Raw genomic sequence first — 15,778 nt, 5'->3', positions numbered from 1 at the left:
ATGGGAAGAGGTAAAACAGGAAACTTTTGGAAGGCAGCGGCAATTCTTCTGGGGTGTGCATTACTGACAGGCTGCGGAAATACCGGAGAAGTGGACGATTATGCTACAAACATCGGATATGAGGCAAGGGGTAGCAATGGGACTACGCAGGTGGTGCAGTCGGAAAGCGGCAGCAGCGCAACAACACAGACTGCAGGGATTCCAAAGGAGGAGATCAAGGTAGGAGTACTGCATCTGTCGGATCCGGCGGAGGGCAGCGGTTATACATATACGCATGATCTGGGAATTCAGGGAATGCAGCAGAATCTGGGATTATCAGATGATCAGATCATCCGCAAGATTAATGTCAATGACAGTGATACGCAGGAGACCAGACAGGCAATTCAGGAATGTATTGATGAAGGCTGCAATATCATCTTCACTACCAGCTGGGGATATATGGAAACTACAGCGGAAATGGCGGAAGAATATCCGGAAGTGTATTTTTCCCATGGCACCGGCTACCTGAGCAACGGTAAAAATTTCAACAACTATTTCGGCAGAATTTATCAGGCGAGATATTTGAGCGGTATCGTGGCGGGAATGAATACTTCTTCCAATAAAATCGGGTATGTGGCAGCTATGGATTCTTCCAATTCGGAGGTCACTGGTGGTATAGATGCCTTTGCACTGGGAATCTATTCGGTGAATCCGGACGCAAAAGTATATGTAAAGGTGACAAACAGCTGGTACGATCCCGAGGGAGAAAAAGCTGCGGCACAGACGTTACTGGATATGGGCTGTGATGTGATTGCACAGCATTGTGATACCGTATATCCCCAGACGCTGGCACAGGAAAAAGGTGTGTACAGTATCGGATATAATTCGGATATGAGTAAGGATGCTCCGCAGTCCTGCCTGTGCAGTGTGGTATGGAACTGGAGTGCTTACTATACGGCAGCAGTGCAGAGCGTCATTGACGGCAGTTGGGACGGCAGCAACTATTACGGCGGCATGAATGAAAATCTGGTGAGCATCACGGATCTGGCGGATTTCTGTGCGGAAGGAACGAAAGAGAAAGTAGAGGAAGCCAAGAAGCAGATTTTATCCGGAGAAAATGGGGTATTTGACGGTGTGATCGAGACCAATACGGGAGAGACCGTGGGCAAAGAAGGAACAACGCTGGATGATGCAACGATCACCGGAGGTATCAACTGGTATTTCAAGACCGTATCTGTGGTAGAATAGGGGGCATTTTCATGAGTATACAAAAAAAGATTCTGTCAATGACCATCGGACCGGTAGTATTGTTGGGACTGTTATCTATCTTTTTTATGCTGACGACGGTACACAGTTCCATGATGGAGGAAATCGAAGAAGGACTGAAGGGAACGGCTGCGGCAACGCTGGCAGCATATGACCAGAACACCGGTGACTATATGGAATCCAGTAATGGCGACATCTGGAAAGGCAGCTATAATATCTCCCATTCTGAGAGCCTGGTGGATCGGATCAGGGACAATACAGGAATGGATGTGACTTTTTTCTACGGGGACCGTCGCATCATGACTTCCGCCGTGGACAGTAACGGAGATCGGATTCTGAATTCTCCGGCAGGAGACAGGATCGTGGAGAAGGTATTACAGAACGGAGAAGAGTATTTCAGCAGTGCAGTATCTCTGGACGGAGTCATGAATTACGGATATTTTATGCCGGTCTATCAGAACGACTCTACGGAAATCATCGGCATGGTATTCGTGGGTGCGAATAAAGAGGACAAGGATGCCGTGGTGAACGGCATGATCTTTGGCATCGGTGCAGCTGTATGTGTGGCGATGATCCTGTGTATGGGCGTGGGACTGAAGCTGGCCACTTCCATCAGCCGGAATATCAAGAAGAGTATCGGTATCATGGGGAAGGTCGCAGAGGGTGATCTGACTGTCTGGGTTGATGACAAGATGTTAAAGAGGAAGGATGAGATCGGAGATCTGTCCCGGGTTACCGTAAAACTGAAGGACACTCTGAAGGGTATCCTGAAGGGAATTTCCCAGAATTCCGAGAGTCTGCTGGAGGCTTCCAGGGCGCTGGGAAATGCGGCAGACACTACCAACAGTACCATGAACGAAGTACAGAACGCTGTAAGTCAGGTGGTAGCAAATTCTACGGAGCAGTCTAGAAATTCCGAGAGTACTTCCGAGAATATGCGGATCATGGGAGAGCATATCACAGAGACATCCACAGAAGTGGATACGTTGAACCAAAATGCAGCTTCCATGCAGAAATCCAGTAAAAAGACCGCAGATACGCTGGCACAGCTGTGCCATATCAATGAAGAAGTGGAGCGGATCATCGGAGAGGTCAAGGAGCAGACAGACAGAACCAATGCCTCCATTCAGAAAATCAATGCAGCGATGGAGTTTATAACATCAATCGCGGAAGAGACGAATCTGTTAAGCCTGAATGCTTCCATCGAGGCGGCAAGAGCCGGAGAGAGCGGAAGAGGATTCGCCGTAGTGGCTGACCAGATCAAGAAGCTGGCCGAACAGTCCAACCAGTCCGGTCACGAGATTGAAGAGACCACGAAAGCATTGATGGAAGATTCCGCCCAGGAAATGGAGATCATGCAGCGGATGCAGGAGATCATTACGGAACAGAGCGGCAGCATGCAGGAGACCAGAACCAATGTATCGGAAGTCTTAAAAGAGATCGAGGATTCCATGCAGAGTATTCTGCAGATCAGAGAGAGTACCGGCAGACTGGCCGAGTCCCGTGGAGAAGTCATGGAGGCTGTGGAGCAGCTTTCGCAGATTGCGCATGACAATGTAGATAGTACGCAGCAGACCTATACCGAGACACAGGAGGTTCTGGATACCTTTAAGCAGGTATATGACAGTGCCGGACAGCTGAAGAAGATTGATGATGAGTTGGCGGAGAGCATGCAGTATTTTAAGATGTAACGACTCAGAGAAAAATAAAAACCAGAGACAGCTGTCGAATGCTTGCATTCGTAAGGCTGCTTCTGGTTTTTTACACAAGTTCGTTGTGCGATTCTTGTCGTTTGGCAGGTGGTTTATTCTTCAGATTCTTCCCTGTCCCCGCTTCCGGCAGCCCGGACGGTGATGCCGTTGACTTCGATATTACCGTCCAGCTCGATAACGAGACACTGTCTGCCGTCGATCAGCTTCGTGTTGACGAGATCCGTGCGCTCGGGATTGACTTTGATGACCACATCTGGCGTCTTTACCTCAAAGCTGCGGGGATTGTAGACATTGGTCATCATGAGGGAGGTGGCTTCACCGGCAGTGGCATCGAAACACTGGTCGAAGACCTCCATGCGGTCATTGGCTACACCACTGCTGGCAAAAATGGTTTTTACTTCATTTTTATCTAATACCACAGGCTCGGGATCTTCTTTATGTTCCTGGGCAATCTCATTCATTTTCTCGTGGATATTTTTCACCGTCTCGATATCACAGCTATCGCCCAGAGTCTCCTCCACCAGTGACTGGAAGGTTTCCTTCTGACCGCCTGCGGACAGAGGAAGAGGACAGCCTAACATCAGATCTACGAAGTTCTCCTTTAATTCCTCCGCATCTTTGGAATAGTACAGAGTGCTGTGCAGGTCCGTGCTGCGGTCATTGAATGCGGGGAACAGGAAGGCTGCATCCGGCATACCTACCACCCAGTCGCGGATACGGTTCTGGAAGGTATTTTCCACAGCGTTATAGCTCAATCCCGGCTTGGACAGATCCACGGGGCAGATGCAGGTAAGGATATAGTCATAGACTTCGTCGGAAGCGTCCTCCATTTCGATGCCGTCTCTGGTACGACCCGGTACATCGTAGGCATCGTGGATCAGCAGGATCAGATAATTGCCCACATATTCATAAGACTCGATGATACGGTCATAGAACTGCTCAAGCAATGCATCGTCCTTCAGCCTGCTGTCTCGCAGACGCAGCAGGAATTCCTGCGTGCCGCCCTCCGTTTCACTCTTTAACGGGAATTCCAGATTCAGCAGATTTTTGCCGATGGTGCCGGACAGACTCTTCCGCAGAATCTCGAAGTACTTGAACATCTCTTCCTCCGGCAGTGCCAGAAAGGCCTGCTTTAATTCTGTCTTTTTATTTTTTTCTCCATCCACATAGCATCCGCAGATTCTTGTGATGGAGCAGTTTTTCGGGGTGAACAGCTTTTTGATCTCGCTGATTTCCTGTTTTGTCATGAGAGTACCTTCTTTCGATTTGATGATATCAGTATAGTATAAAAAACGTGATGGGACAAGTGCTCAAGTTGGAAATATGTTGTATAATGGGGGCAAGAGTGATAAAATAATACTGAACATGGTTCTAGTGGTCTAAGAGTAAGACGTTTATCAGATGATAAAAGATAGTGGTGCAAATCCACTCTAAAAGTTCATAAAGTTTATGGATTTTTAGAATGGATTTGCAAAGAGGAATTAGTAAAAATGACATTAATTGTAGGATGGTTGGCTTGTGATCAGAGAGGCCCATGTTCTGCATATATAGCCAGTGATAGTAGAATTTCTGATAATAGGAACTTTTATGATTATAGCCAAAAGACATTTGCATTAAAAAATACTCCTGATATATTAGGGTATTGTGGAGAAACATTATTTACATATCAGATATTAACTCGCTTAACAAGTATGTGCGATGTGGGAATGCTGTTATCAGCAGATATGGATTATCAAGATAGAAGTGAGATTATTTTTAATGAAATCAAAAGAGCACATTCAGCATACAAACTTAATAATGGAATTATTAAAATATATCATATAGGGCGAAATAAAAAAAGAATATTTGATGCGAACGTATACTTTTGGAATGGAATAATATGGGAGAACATAAAAATACATACTGATTTTAAGAAGTCAAAGAACCTTTTTTCAGATGGAAGTGGGAAAAAAGAATATGATGAGAACTTTTTGAGGTTCAAAAATGGAAATAACGAAAGCACAAGTAGAAATTATTTCCATTGCTTTTGTGATATTGTAAAAAATGTCAAGGACAAGCATACAGGAGGGATTCCGCAACTAGTTGGTCTATATAATGGAAGCAAATTCAATGGCATGTATCATGGAACGATTGTAGATGGACAAGCATATTATCAAGGATTAAAAATGGGAAATGTATATGGAATGTCCAATATAAGATGGTACAATGAAAATTTTGAAATATGTGATTGGAATACGAAACAACGCGAAGCTAATGCGATGGTTCAACCAATATCAAAAAAGGCAACTCCCTGACTCTCCATTCTAAAGAAAAAATACAGTAGGGGGAGAGCGAGGTGCTTTTCAAAGGGAAAATAGACTTCCCTTTTGAAATCAGGGTATCTCCAAAATCAGGATAATATAGATTTTATGGCAACAAATTAGCAACAGAAAATCAGTGAGCCAAAATAATATATGTAACAGAGATAAAATAACGGCAGAAAAGAGATGGAAACTAAACAAATACATTTAGTAATATCTTCGGATTTGCCGAGTTTGAATAACGGATTAAAATGCCGAAAGCCTGTATTTATGCGGGTTTCCGGCATTTGTTTTATCGAATGGCTCTAGGTTGGCTCTATTTGTGGGTGGAGTAATGACTTTCATAAATCAATATATTGCTTTGTTAGGTTGATTAGGAGAAAATATGACAGATAATGAAAAGAGATTTATACAAGGTATATTTTCGGGAGACAGTAGTGGTCATGACTATTATCATACAATACGAGTATATAAACTGGCTACTAAAATCGCAAAACAGGAAAATGCAGATGTTAAAATAGTGCAGTTGGCGGCTCTGTTACATGATGTTGACGATATTAAGCTTTCTCCGGACACTTATGTTACCAAGAAAAATGCAGTTGATTTTATGACAATTAACAAAATAGATGGTAAAAAGATAGAGGCGGTATGCAAAATTATAGATGAGGTTTCATTTGCAGGAACTGATTCAGTCGTACCTGATACCATAGAAGGAAAATGTGTGCAGGATGCAGACCGACTTGATACTATAGGAGCTATTGGAATTGCCAGAACATTCGCATATGGTGGTAGTAGGGGAAGAAAGATTTATGATCCGGAAATAAAACCTAAAATGGGAATGAATAAAGAAGAGTATCGGAATAATCAAGATTCTACAAGCATTAATCATTTCTATGAAAAGTTGCTTTTGTTGAAAGACATGATGAATACGACTGAGGGAAAGAAACTGGCAGAACATAGACTGGTTGTAATGCAGGAATTTCTGTATGAGTTTATGCTGGAATGGGAAGGAAAAATGTGATGGAAGTAAAATTTTATGATACAGTTAATGATGAACTATTGAAATTTGCAGTAATTATCTCACAGAGTAACGGCAAGTGGGTTTTCTGCAAACATAAAGAAAGAGATACATATGAAGTGCCGGGAGGGCATAGAGAAGCTGGGGAGGATATTTTTGAAACAGCAAAAAGGGAGTTGCAGGAAGAGACTGGAGCTATCAAATTTGAGATAAAACCAATATGTGTATATTCGGTGACAGGTAAGACTAGAGTAAATGATACCGGTAAAGAAACATTTGGACTGCTTTGTTTTGCAGAGATAACAGAGTTTGCAACAGAATTACATAGCGAAATGGAGAAAGTTGTGCTTATGGATGATTTGCCTGAGAACTGGACATATCCGTTAATACAGCCGAAATTGATAGAAAAGTATTTACGGGTTAAAAGTAATTCTATAATCGGAGCAACAGTAACTGTCACAGTCGATAGACCATTAGGAAGTTATCATCCTGAATATAAGGATATGTATTATCCAATAAATTATGGTTACATTGAAGGAGTTATGGCACCAGATGGAGAGAAGCAGGATGCCTATATATTAGGTGTAAATGAGCCAGTAGGTAAGTTTACAGGTAAAATTATTGCCATTGTTTATAGAAAAGATGATATAGAAGAAAAGTGGGTAGTTGTGCCTGACGGAGTAACTTTTTCAAAGGAAGAAATCAGGAGACAGATTCATTTTCAGGAACAATATTTCGACAGTGAAATTGTGATGTAATATTAAGGAGATTGCTATGTCATTAGGATTAAAAAGAGGAACAGTGCAGCTTGAACCACATGATAAACAGTGGGATGAGGCTGCCATTCAAACAATCAAAAACCTTAAATCTATATTAGGTGATGATGCTGTTGATATACAACATATTGGAAGTACAGCAATACCAGCAATTAAAGCAAAACCGATTATTGATATTGCTGTTGGGGTAACTGATTTTGAGAAAATAATGTCATATAATGAGCAGTTACAGAAGGATGGAATCTTTTATCGTGGTTCGGATGTGGAAAATCAGATTCTTTATGTAATGGGTGATATGGAAAAGGATATCAGGACACACCATATTCATGTTGTGAAGTGGAAGGGAACTGAGTGGAGGAATTATATTCATTTTAGAGATTGTCTAAATGCTAATGAGAATATGGCTTTGCAGTATCAGAGGGTGAAGGAAGAACTGGAAAGTAAGTATGCTGATAATAGGGGATTGTACACTAAAGGAAAGAAAGATATAATAGATATTATTCTAAATAATTAATAATTTTTATTTTGTATGTCTTGACAAAAAATAATTATGAATCTACTATGTTAAAAAGCGATGAAGAGAGATAGTAAATATTTTGGAAATTACAGAGAGGAGTTGCTTGGTGGAAAACTCTATTGAAGAAATATTGAACCAGTCTTGGAGCCGTGTACCGACTGATTTATTCATTAGGCTACACTGGGAACGCCCATTACAGCGTCAGAGTATCGAAAGAAATTTCCGTACTTGCTAAGGTCTATATTGCGAAATATAGATGAATTAAGGTGGTAACACGAAGCTATCAGCTATCGTCCTTAAAGTTAATTTAAGGAGGGTAGCTTTTTTAATACATAAAATAATAGAATCGGAGGAATTAGTGATGAATTATGTTGTTGACAGTTACGAGAATTACAAAGAGGAAAATCGTTTGACTACAAATAATGCAAGAAGAATTGAATTTGTAACAACTACAAGAGTTTTGGATGAGATTATCGGCACCAATAGTAAAATATTAGATTGTGCAGCAGGAACAGGAATTTATGCTTTCTGGTTTGCAGATAAGGGGCATGATGTAACTGCTACAGATATTACGCCAAGGCATATAGACATTATTAATCGAACTCTTACCAATAAAAATTATCATATGAATACTTCTGTTTTGGATGCTACAGATATGTCCTGTTTCGCAGATGATTCATTTGATATTGTTCTCAATATGGGACCATTTTATCATTTGATTACAGAAGAGCAGAGAGAAAAATGCATGAAGGAATGTCTAAGAGTGTTAAGGAAAGGCGGGCTTTTGGTTACTGCGTACATTCCAAGATACTATGTTTTTCAATATATTGCTACGAGCAATGAAAAATATTTGGATGAACACTTGGCGAAACAACTTATTGAAACTGGTGTGCTGAAGCATGATGATGAGAAATGCTTTTGGACAGATACTTATTACTCATCAAAAGAAGAAATGGAATCAATTTACCAAAGATATAGATTAAAAATTGTAGACCATTTCGCCCAAGATGGTTTAGCTCCTCTTTTATCACAAAAGGTTGACAAATGGGATGAAAAACAGTTCAAAACTTGGTGCGACTATCATTATAGTGTATGCCGTGAACAGTCGGTTTTAGGAGCAAGTAATCATGTTATTATAATTGGGAGAAAATAATAAGATTTTGAAAGATATCGTTGCTAAAATACTCATTGCTTTTTCATTAAGAAAGCATATAATGATTAACAGATAAGGAATTGATTATCGGGAGAGTTCCTGCCATATAAGTGGAAGATTTTAAACTCGGGAGGGCTCCTGCCATATAAGTGGAGAATCTTAAATTCTGAGAGAGCAAATAGTAAAATATTTGCTCTCTTTTTGTTTTATACCGAAGAAAGGAAGTATAATGGAAGAATTCAAATTGTACCGTATTTCGGATGAATATGTGGAATGGCTTCGAGAGGATTTCCCGAATGTATATTCCAACAAAGTGAATACAAGGAGCTAAGCAGAAAGCAATGAATGATATGACTGCGGGATATGTGAAATCGGCATTGGACTACAGGGCATTAGAATACAGATGTGATTTATTTGAGCAAAAGAGTAGCAGGTTATAGAATTTTTAGAAATCCTTCATTTTGTTATAATTGTTTTCTGACAAATAAGGTGCTATCATAACATTATCAAGAAAAGCCAATCACCACAGGCGAAGCAAAGTGGATGATCCGGAGACGATTTTCACCGCCCCCGCGCTGGCAGAAAGAAAGAGGCGCGTGTTTATGGAACAACATGATTTAAGTAAGATCCAAAAATTACAAGAGAAAGGAAAATCCGACAAGATCATCAAATATCTGAGTTCTTCCGATGATACCGTGGTGGTAGCTGCACTGGAAGCTCTGAGCCGGATCAAGGATGAAGACAGTGTCAACAGCATTGCCCACATGATCGACAATCCGGATACGAAGATCCGTGTCGAAGCAGCAAAAGCGTTAGGAAGCATCGGCACCGAATATGCCAAGACCTATCTACTGCACAGACTGAATGCAGAACAGGATGAGACCGTGAAGACAGCCATCAAGGAAGCACTTCACACTCTGGCAGAGCATCATTAATTTAATTTGCTTTACTCGTAGTTTTTCTACTTATACATTTTCCCTCTTATTGGCGTCCGGTTCATTCCGGGCGCCTTTTTTGCGAAATTTGGAAAAATCTTGCGACGGGTTCTGCTTGAAGCTACGATGCATATCTATTTATAATAGAACGGTACGTGAAAAAAGTAGTTTTGTAGTCATGGAGGTAGTTTAATGGAAAAATTAAACATTACAACTACAAAGGATAATGAAAAAGTATACAAAATCCTGGGGGATCTGATGAATGCCAACAAGGAATTCCAAATTATGATCACGGTTCCTTCTACGAAAAACGCCAAAGACAGCACAGTAAAAGCGACAGAAAAAAAGGAACAGACCCAGGAAGTCATCCATGACCTGGAAAAGGATGTCACGGATATGATCCATGAGATCGGAGTGCCGGCACATATCAAAGGGTATCAGTATCTGCGGGAAGCTATCATGATGTCGGTAGAGGATCCGGCAATGATCAGTTCTATCACAAAGATCCTGTATCCGACCATCGCCAAGCGGTTCCAGACCACACCCAGCCGCGTGGAGCGCGCTATTCGCCATGCCATTGAGGTTGCCTGGAGCAGAGGGCGCATGGAGACCCTGGATGCCATGTTCGGTTACACGATCGACACGGGCAAAGGCAAACCTACCAATTCTGAATTCATCGCTCTGATCGCCGACAGAATCCGGCTGTCCTACAGATCATGAGAAATTTGAAACGAAAAGTTAGATGAAAAAGTAAATGATGACTGAATAATAGCAATAATTACTTTGTTTTACTTGTATGGTGAAATAAGTAATTATTGCTATTTTTATATAAACTAACTATATGGAAAAACAACGGGATTCAAAATAAAAGATATTGATAAATGAATTTTAAAATGGTATAATTTGTTAAAAAGATGCCACAAATGACTAAGGAAACAACGCTTAACGAATTTAACGATTCAAACGCTTTAAACGAAATACATGAAGTGGAGGAAAAAATGAAGATATCGACAGCAGAAATTAAGATTTATATTATTGAATGCGTAAAAACATATGGCATGTATACTAATGATGATTTTAAAAAATACATAATTCAAAAAAGTGGGAAAATACCTACGAAAAATCAAATTGCCGGAGCTATTGCACAATTAGTTGACTCAAATGATATTTCAAGAGTTGGGAGAGGCTTATATTCTAAAGATATAGAAAGTACATCTGTTAATACGAAAGCATCTTCTAATAATGCTAAAGAGGATACATTAAAAGCTGAAATTTACAATACTTTGAGTAAGGTGGAAAAAGAATTAGTAAGTGCAATAGGTTCGGTTAATGTTTTTGATTTAAATAGTGAAAACTTTGAGATTATAAAGAAGATACGTGGATTAAAAGACACTATAGAAGAAATAAAGGGTCAATGTAAATAGTTGATGATAATTGTGGAAAAGAGGGAATATGCTTCAGGAAAATAGTCGAACAGAATTTAAATCGGAATTAAATGACAAACTGGAAAAAGAAGTTGTAGCATTTCTGAACAATAAAGAGGGAGGAATACTCTATATCGGTTTAGATGATATAGGGAGCCCTATCGGTGTGCCGGAATTAGATTCTACGCAATTGAAAATAGCAGATCGAATAAAAAATAATATTCTTCCATCAACTATGGGATTATTTGATATTGTAACAGAGGAAATAGATAATATTCCAATCATTAAAATTTTGATTTCCAGTGGACTTGAAAAGCCGTATTATATTAAAAAACAAGGGATGTCGCCGAATGGATGTTTTATGCGGATAGGAACATCTACGCAACCGATGCCGACACCGCTGATAGACAATTATTACAGTAAAAGGCTTCATAATACATTAAGAAATATCACATCCCCCAGACAGGATCTGACATTTGCACAATTAAAAATATATTATCAGGAAAGAGGAATGGAGTTAAATGATAAATTTGTAAATTCGCTGGAACTCCTGACCCCGGATGGAAAATATAATTATGTTGCATATTTATTAGCAGATGAAAACGGCATATCAGTAAAGGTCGCAAAATATGCAGGAAAAGATAAAGTAGATCTGATTGAAAATGAAGAATATGGTTATTGTTCTTTGATTAAAGCAACCTATCAAGTGTTGGAAAAATTAAAGATTGAGAATGTTACGAGAACAAAAGTGACAACTGCGCAGAGAACAGAAACAAATCTGGTTGCACCTATTCCTATGCGAGAGGCTGTAATAAATACAATTGTTCATTCTGATTTTACGAGAGAGATCCCTCCGGTTTTTGAAATTTTTAGTGACAGAATGATTTTTACTTCCTATGGAGGATTGATACCGGGACAGAGTGAAGAGGATTTTTTTAGCTGTAGCAGCATGCCAAGAAATCGTGAATTGATGAGAGTATTTAAAGATGTAGGACTTGTGGAACAGCTGGGGTCAGGAATGAGCAGAATTCTCAAAGTATATGATAAGAGCATCTTTCATATTTCAGAGCATTTTATTAAAGTAGAGATTCCATTTTCAACAGAACAAAAAGAGGATACCAATATCATTGCCAATGGCAATGATGTTGGCAATGATATTGGCAATGAAAAGTCGGAAGAAATGGAAACTTTGGAGATCCTAAAAGAAAATCCATTTGTCACAGCAAAACAAATGGCAAAACAAATGAGCATAAGTCCGAGAAAGGTAGCTCGTCTTATAAAGGTACTGAAAGAAGAGGGAAAAATAGTTAGAGTAGGATCGGATCGAAAGGGTTACTGGGAGATTAAAGATTTGTAAATTGCCTTTGAACTCTTTTCTATGAATCGTAAACATGGTATAATCAATCTATATTTTGAATACAAGCCGTAGCATATGTGGAGGGTTTACATGAAAAAAATTCTTTTTGCCGCATCGGAAGGCGTACCTTTTATCAAGACCGGAGGACTTGCGGATGTCGTAGGATCTTTGCCGAAGTATATTGACAAGGAGTATTTTGATGTAAGAGTGTTTATCCCGAAGTATACCTGTATGAAGCAGGAGATGAAGGATAAGCTCAGGTATGTGACACATTTCTACATGGATTTCAACTGGCAGAATGTGTATGTAGGTGTTCTGGAGGCAGAGGAAGCCGGGGTGCATTATTATTTCATTGATAATGAGAGTTATTTCGGTGGTTTCAAGCCTTATGGGGATGATCCCAGATATGAGATCGAGAAGTATGCATATTTCTGCAAGGCAGTGCTGTCGGCATTACCGCTTTTGAATTTCCAGCCGGATCTGATCCATTGCCATGACTGGCAGACCGGTCTGATCCCGGTATACCTGAAGGAGCGTTTCCATGGCGGAGATTTCTACCGCAACATGAAGTCTGTGATCACCATACATAATCTGAAGTTCCAGGGAAAATGGGATGTGAAGACGGTACAGAGCATTACCGGATTGCCGGAGTATTATTTTACCTCTGACAAGCTGGAGGCTTATAAGGATGCAAATCTGTTAAAGGGCGGTATCGTATTCGCGGATGCAGTGACCACCGTAAGTGATACCTATGCGGAGGAGATCAAGACTCCGTTTTACGGTGAGGGCCTGGACGGATTGCTGCGTGCGAGAAGTCATGATCTGCGCGGTATTGTCAACGGCATCGACTATGGAGAGTTCAATCCGGAGACGGACAAAAATATCGTAAAAGCCTATAATGCAGTGAATTTCCGCAAGGAAAAGGTGAAGAATAAGCGAGCCCTGCAGGAAGAGCTTGGACTTCGCGTAGATGATAAGAAAATGATGATCGGTCTGGTATCCAGACTGACAGACCAGAAGGGTCTGGATCTGATCGCTTATGTAATGGATGAACTGTGCCAGGATGATATCCAGTTCGTGGTACTGGGCACCGGTGAGGAACGTTATGAGAATATGTTCCGTCATTTCGACTGGAAGTATGGAGACAAGGTGTCTGCCAACATTTATTATTCGGATGCACTGTCCCATAAAATCTATGCGGCTTGTGATGCTTATCTGATGCCGTCCCTGTTCGAACCCTGCGGCCTGAGTCAGTTGATCGCGCTGCGTTACGGTACCGTACCCATCGTCAGAGAGACCGGCGGACTGAAGGATACCGTACAGCCCTATAATGAGTATGAGAGCACCGGTACGGGCTTCAGCTTTACGAATTACAATGCACACGAGATGCTGAATACGATCCGCTATGCGGAGCATATTTACTATGACAGGAAGAGAGAGTGGAATAAGATCGTGGATCGTGCCATGGCCACCGACTACTCCTGGAAGGTATCCGCCGGGAAATATCAGGAGATGTATGACTGGCTGATCGGATAAAGAACTGAAATAAGGTAAGATAACATATGGCAGATAAGAACAGTTCCAAGAACAATTTTATCATGCAGGCGGGAATTCTGGCGGCAGCCGGAATCATCAGCAGAATCATAGGGCTCCTTTACAGGGGCCCTTTACAGAGTGTCATCGGGAATCTGGGACTTGGTTATTACCAGTCAGCGTATAACTATTATACGATCATTCTGCTGATCTCCTCTTATAGTATTCCCTCGGCAATTTCCAAAGCTATCGCACAGAAGCTGGGAGAGAAGGAATACCGTAACGCCCACAGACTGTTCCACGGAGCCATGATCTATGTACTGATGGTTGGCGGTATAGCCAGCCTTTTTCTGTTTTTCGGAGCGGGATTATTCGTGTCCGGAGCAGCGGTCACAGTACTGCGCACCTTTGCACCGACGATCTTCGTCTATGGTATCCTGGGAGTTTTACGAGGGTATTTTCAGGCACATAAGAGCATGGCGCAGACCTCCGTATCGCAGATCCTGGAGCAGATCGCCAATGCGGTAGTCAGCGTAGGCGCGGCATACCTTCTGATCCAAATGTTTATGGGAACGATGGAGGTTCCGGCGGATCAGGCAGGGCAGGTGATGAGAGCAACCTACGGTGCAGTGGGAAGTGCACTGGGTACCGGTGTCGGCGTATTAGTGGCGCTGCTTTTTATGGCGGGAGTCTATGCTCTGAATCGTGGAATGATCCTGCGCAGAGTGCAGCGTGACAGGCATGAACATGTGGATTCCTACGGACAGATATTCAAGACGATCACACTGGTGGTGACACCGTTTATTTTGAGTACGGCTGTATATAACTTAAGCAGTACGGTCAACAACAGTATCTACACCAAATGGTATCCGTCTCTTCGCAATCTGGATACGGTATCTATTTATGAAAAATATGGTATTTTCTCCGGACAGTCCCTGACAATGTCCAATATTCCCATAGCCTTTGCATCTGCCATGGCTTCTGCCATGATCCCTTCCGTAGCACAGCTGATGGCAGCCCGGGATGTGAAGGGAGCCAGAGAGAAGATCGGACTGGCAGTGAAGACTACCATGGTGATCTCGATTCCCTGCGCTGTGGGACTTTTTGTACTGGCGAAGCCGGTGATCAGTCTGCTGTTCACGAATAAGACGGCAGAGGAATTGAATCTGGCGGCAGCTCTTTTAATGACATTGTCACTGTCGGTTATCTTTTATGCACTGTCGACTCTGAACAGTTCGATTTTGCAGGGACTTGGCAAAGTCAATACCCCGATCATCAATGCGGGGATCTCGCTGGTGGTGCAGACGGTGGCAGCAGTGCTGCTTCTGATGTTCACAAGACTGGATCTGTACAGCATTGCCATCGCTAATACGCTGTATTCCGGTATGATGTGTGTGCTGAACCAGTGGGCGGTAAGAAGAGCGGTAGGCTACCGGCAGGAGATCGTAAAGACTTTCGTCATTCCGGCGTTCGCCTCCGCGTTTATGGGAGCGGCAGCCTGGGCAATCTACGAGGGTCTGTATATGGTGACGAAGTCCATGCGGATCTCTGTCATTCCTGCGATCGTAATTGCTGCTGTAGTCTATTTTGTCATGCTGATATTGATGCGGGGCATCACGGAGCAGGAGCTTCGCAGCTTCCCGAAGGGATATCTGTTAGTGAAGGTAGCGAAGAAGTGCCGATTATTGAGATAATGAGAAGCGATGACAGCTACGATGCTCTAGGTGAAGAAACAGTGAAGAGAATAAGTACAGAAAGGAGTCTGCCTCATGACAATGTTATTGTCGAAGGCAGATTTTTGCGTACAT

General features: G+C 41.7%; 13 protein-coding genes, 1 pseudogene and 1 other annotated feature. Of the genes and pseudogenes, 13 read left to right on the top strand and 1 reads right to left on the bottom strand.

Annotated elements, in window-relative coordinates; genetic code table 11:
- Together DWZ61_RS13925 and DWZ61_RS13920 are read left to right on the top strand one after the other, a co-directional pair.
- A complete protein-coding gene (locus DWZ61_RS13925; RefSeq protein ID WP_117466189.1) occupies positions 1–1,227 on the top strand; it encodes a BMP family ABC transporter substrate-binding protein in 1,227 nt (408 codons plus the stop codon).
- An 11-nt stretch (positions 1,228–1,238) separates the two neighbouring features.
- Entirely contained in the window at positions 1,239–2,936 is a 1,698-nt protein-coding gene (locus DWZ61_RS13920; RefSeq protein WP_118539194.1) for a methyl-accepting chemotaxis protein, read from the top strand.
- A 113-nt stretch (positions 2,937–3,049) separates the two neighbouring features.
- On the opposite strand, the gene DWZ61_RS13915 is transcribed toward DWZ61_RS13920, so the two are convergent.
- Positions 3,050–4,204, bottom strand: a complete 1,155-nt coding sequence (locus tag DWZ61_RS13915; protein WP_118539192.1) for a DUF4317 domain-containing protein — start codon at positions 4,202–4,204, stop codon at positions 3,050–3,052.
- A gap of 243 nt (positions 4,205–4,447) precedes the next feature.
- On the opposite strand from DWZ61_RS13915, the gene DWZ61_RS13910 reads away from it, so the two are divergent.
- The 11 genes and pseudogenes from DWZ61_RS13910 (at position 4,448) to DWZ61_RS13860 (ending at position 15,664) form a co-directional block, all read left to right on the top strand.
- A complete protein-coding gene (locus DWZ61_RS13910) occupies positions 4,448–5,251 on the top strand; it encodes a hypothetical protein (RefSeq protein WP_118254306.1) in 804 nt (267 codons plus the stop codon).
- A 391-nt stretch (positions 5,252–5,642) separates the two neighbouring features.
- Complete coding sequence (locus tag DWZ61_RS13905) at positions 5,643–6,278, top strand: HD domain-containing protein (protein ID WP_118539190.1); 636 nt, start codon at positions 5,643–5,645, stop codon at positions 6,276–6,278.
- Positions 6,278–7,033, top strand: a complete 756-nt coding sequence (locus DWZ61_RS20470; protein WP_118539188.1) for an NUDIX domain-containing protein — start codon at positions 6,278–6,280, stop codon at positions 7,031–7,033. Before DWZ61_RS13905 ends, DWZ61_RS20470 begins: the two co-directional genes overlap by 1 nt.
- 16 nt (positions 7,034–7,049) lie before the next feature.
- Positions 7,050–7,565 carry a GrpB family protein gene (locus tag DWZ61_RS13895; RefSeq protein WP_118539186.1) on the top strand — a complete coding sequence of 172 codons (516 nt, stop codon included), beginning with the start codon at positions 7,050–7,052 and terminating at the stop codon, positions 7,563–7,565.
- A 51-nt stretch (positions 7,566–7,616) separates the two neighbouring features.
- Positions 7,617–7,869, top strand: a binding site (T-box leader).
- A 60-nt stretch (positions 7,870–7,929) separates the two neighbouring features.
- Positions 7,930–8,721 (top strand): class I SAM-dependent methyltransferase, encoded by a 792-nt coding sequence (locus DWZ61_RS13890; protein WP_227733208.1) that lies wholly within the window; start codon positions 7,930–7,932, stop codon positions 8,719–8,721.
- 602 nt (positions 8,722–9,323) lie between these two features.
- On the top strand, positions 9,324–9,656 hold the full coding sequence (locus DWZ61_RS13885; RefSeq protein WP_117466182.1) for a HEAT repeat domain-containing protein: 333 nt from the start codon (positions 9,324–9,326) through the stop codon (positions 9,654–9,656).
- 375 nt (positions 9,657–10,031) lie between these two features.
- A pseudogene (locus DWZ61_RS13880) lies at positions 10,032–10,376 on the top strand (sporulation initiation factor Spo0A C-terminal domain-containing protein); the annotation flags it as partial.
- A gap of 203 nt (positions 10,377–10,579) precedes the next feature.
- Positions 10,580–11,080 carry a hypothetical protein gene (locus DWZ61_RS13875; protein WP_227733207.1) on the top strand — a complete coding sequence of 167 codons (501 nt, stop codon included), beginning with the start codon at positions 10,580–10,582 and terminating at the stop codon, positions 11,078–11,080.
- Positions 11,081–11,108: 28 nt separating this feature from the next.
- Positions 11,109–12,437, top strand: coding sequence for an RNA-binding domain-containing protein (locus DWZ61_RS13870; RefSeq protein WP_118539180.1), 1,329 nt, complete (start codon positions 11,109–11,111; stop codon positions 12,435–12,437).
- A gap of 90 nt (positions 12,438–12,527) precedes the next feature.
- Positions 12,528–13,973 carry a glycogen synthase GlgA gene (glgA, locus tag DWZ61_RS13865; protein WP_117466179.1) on the top strand — a complete coding sequence of 482 codons (1,446 nt, stop codon included), beginning with the start codon at positions 12,528–12,530 and terminating at the stop codon, positions 13,971–13,973.
- A gap of 26 nt (positions 13,974–13,999) precedes the next feature.
- Complete coding sequence (locus DWZ61_RS13860) at positions 14,000–15,664, top strand: polysaccharide biosynthesis protein (protein ID WP_118539178.1); 1,665 nt, start codon at positions 14,000–14,002, stop codon at positions 15,662–15,664.
- Positions 15,665–15,778: the final 114 nt, after the last annotated feature.

Source organism: Clostridium sp. AF34-10BH (assembly GCF_003478095.1).
GTDB classification, from domain to species: Bacteria; Bacillota; Clostridia; order Lachnospirales; family Lachnospiraceae; genus Acetatifactor; species Acetatifactor acetigignens.
The sequence above is the reverse complement of the archived record's forward strand: the minus strand, read 5'-3'. Positions and strand labels throughout refer to the sequence as shown.